The following is a 2,142-nucleotide window of genomic DNA, read 5'->3' as shown; positions in this document are numbered from 1 at the left end:
CTACTTTGCTTCCCCTCTGGCGCTATGCGCACGACGGGTAAGCAGTGCGGCCTCGCGGCTACTGGGGTCTACCAGCCTTCGCTTCGCTCTCCATGGCTGGCAGCGGATGATGTCCTTGACGATATCACCAATGGACACCAGCCCCACCAGCCGGTCGTTTTCCACGACAGGCAAATGGCGGCCCCGCCTTTCGGTCATCAGCACCATACAGTCCTGGATGGACGTATCCGGATGAACCACCAGCAGTTTCTGGCTCATGATGTCTCCTACCGGCGTGCTTTCCGAGCGTTTTCCCGTAAGCACCACCTTACAGGTATAGTCACGCTCTGAAAACAGCCCGACGGTCTTGCCGTCATTCTGCACGACCAGCGCGCCTATGCCTTTGTCTGCCAGCATCCTGATTGCCTGCAGCACCGTTTCTGACGCATCGATGGTGTGAACATCGCGTCCTTTCTGGTCAAGTATCTCTCTTACTGTCTTCACTGGACATGCCTCCTCCACCTCTCGGGATATACAGGGGATGTCTGTAAAGCATAGTACGGTTTACGGAATTTGCCGGGATTTGACCTGGGACAGGTGCCTTCCCAGCGGAAATACGCCATTCTCAGAAAGGAAAACCGCCCCCGCCCGGCGGCATACCGCCTCCCGGCATTCCGCCACCGGGAAGCTTGCCTTTCATTCCGCGCATCATCTTCGCCATGCCACCGCCTTTCATTTTTTTCATCATTTTCTGCATCTGCAGAAACTGCTTCATCATGCGGTTGATATCCTGCACCTGGGTGCCCGATCCCCTGGCGATACGGCGTTTGCGGGCGCCTTTGATGATATTCGGGAATTCGCGCTCCTTGGGGGTCATGGAGTTGATGATGGCGATGAGCTTCTTGATCTCCTTGTCACCGGCCTGGGCCTTGACAGCATCGGGCACCTGACCCATGCTGGGGAGCTTGTCCATCATGCCCATGACGCCGCCCATGTTGGCCATCTGCTCCATCTGTTCCTTGAAATCGGTGAGGGTGAAGCCCTGCCCCTTGTGAATCTTCTTCGCCAGTTTGGCGGCTTTTTCCTGGTCGACTTTCTGGCCGATCTCCTCCACGAGCGAGACAACATCACCCATGCCGAGGATGCGAGAGGCAACGCGCTCGGGATGGAAGGCCTCCAGGCCGGTGGTCTTCTCTCCGACACCCAGAAACTTGATAGGCTTGCCAGTGATCTTGCGGATGGAAAGCGCCGCACCGCCTCTGGCATCACCGTCGGCCTTGGTCAGGATCACCCCCGTAAGCGGCAGGGCCTCGTTGAATGCCCTGGCCGTATTGGCGGCATCCTGACCGGTCATGGAATCCACCACGAACAGGGTTTCCACCGGGCCAACCGCCTTGTGGATATCCTTGATCTCGGACATCATGTCCTCGTCGATATGCAAACGGCCCGCAGTATCGACGATAAGCACATCGGCAAAGGTTTTCTTCGCCGCTTTCAGCGCCGCCTTGGCAATGGACACCGGCTTCTGCTTGGGATCGCTGGGAAAGAATTCCGCCCCAACCTCACCGGCCAGTGTCTGCAGCTGATCGATGGCCGCAGGACGGTACACATCGGTACTGACCACCATGACCTTCTTGTTTTCCCGTTCCTTGAGAAAACGTGCCAGCTTGGCGGTGCTGGTGGTCTTTCCCGAGCCCTGCAGGCCTGCCATGAGAATGACTGCCGGCGGCTGGGCACGAAGATCCAGCGCCTCGTTGGCCTCGCCCATGACATGAGTGAGCTCGTCATTGACGATCTTGACCAGCGCCTGTCCCGGCGTGAGGCTCTTCAGCACCTCCTCGCCCAGGGCCTTCTGCCGCACGTCGTCGACAAATTCCTTGACCACCGGCAGGGCGACATCCGCCTCCAGCAGCGCCATACGCACTTCCCGCATGGTGTCCTTGATATTGTCTTCGGTGATGCGTCCCTGCCCGCGCAGATTCTGGACGACTTTGCCGAGGCGGTCGGAAAGATTGTCAAACATGGTATTTCAGCCCGGTGTTTTCAGTGATACCGCTGATTATATCGGGTATGCGGGACTTTCGGTATGTGACGTGATATGCCATCATTTCACCCCATGGAAAACACCCTCATCATGATTGCCGCCGTCATCCTGTATATTCT

Annotated in this window: 2 protein-coding genes; both read right to left on the bottom strand. The window is 57.6% G+C overall.

All coding sequences use genetic code 11. The features are described from left to right. Positions 1–483, bottom strand: a complete 483-nt coding sequence (locus ACOCD2_RS17415; protein ID WP_293649352.1) for a CBS domain-containing protein — start codon at positions 481–483, stop codon at positions 1–3. 121 nt (positions 484–604) lie between these two features. After that, on the bottom strand, positions 605–2,002 hold the full coding sequence (gene ffh / locus ACOCD2_RS17410; RefSeq protein WP_293649351.1) for a signal recognition particle protein: 1,398 nt from the start codon (positions 2,000–2,002) through the stop codon (positions 605–607). Positions 2,003–2,142: the final 140 nt, after the last annotated feature.

Source organism: Thiolapillus sp. (assembly GCF_048562965.1).
GTDB classification, from domain to species: Bacteria; Pseudomonadota; Gammaproteobacteria; order Chromatiales; family Chromatiaceae; genus Thiolapillus; species Thiolapillus brandeum_A.
Note: the sequence above shows the minus strand (reverse complement) of the source record. Positions and strands in the feature narration are given on the sequence as shown.

What these genes read in the sequence shown, in the direction of transcription:
- ffh (WP_293649351.1), bottom strand. Translation starts at nt 2,002, where the DNA reads ATGTTTGACAATCTTTCCGACCGCCTCGGCAAAGTCGTCCAGAATCTG.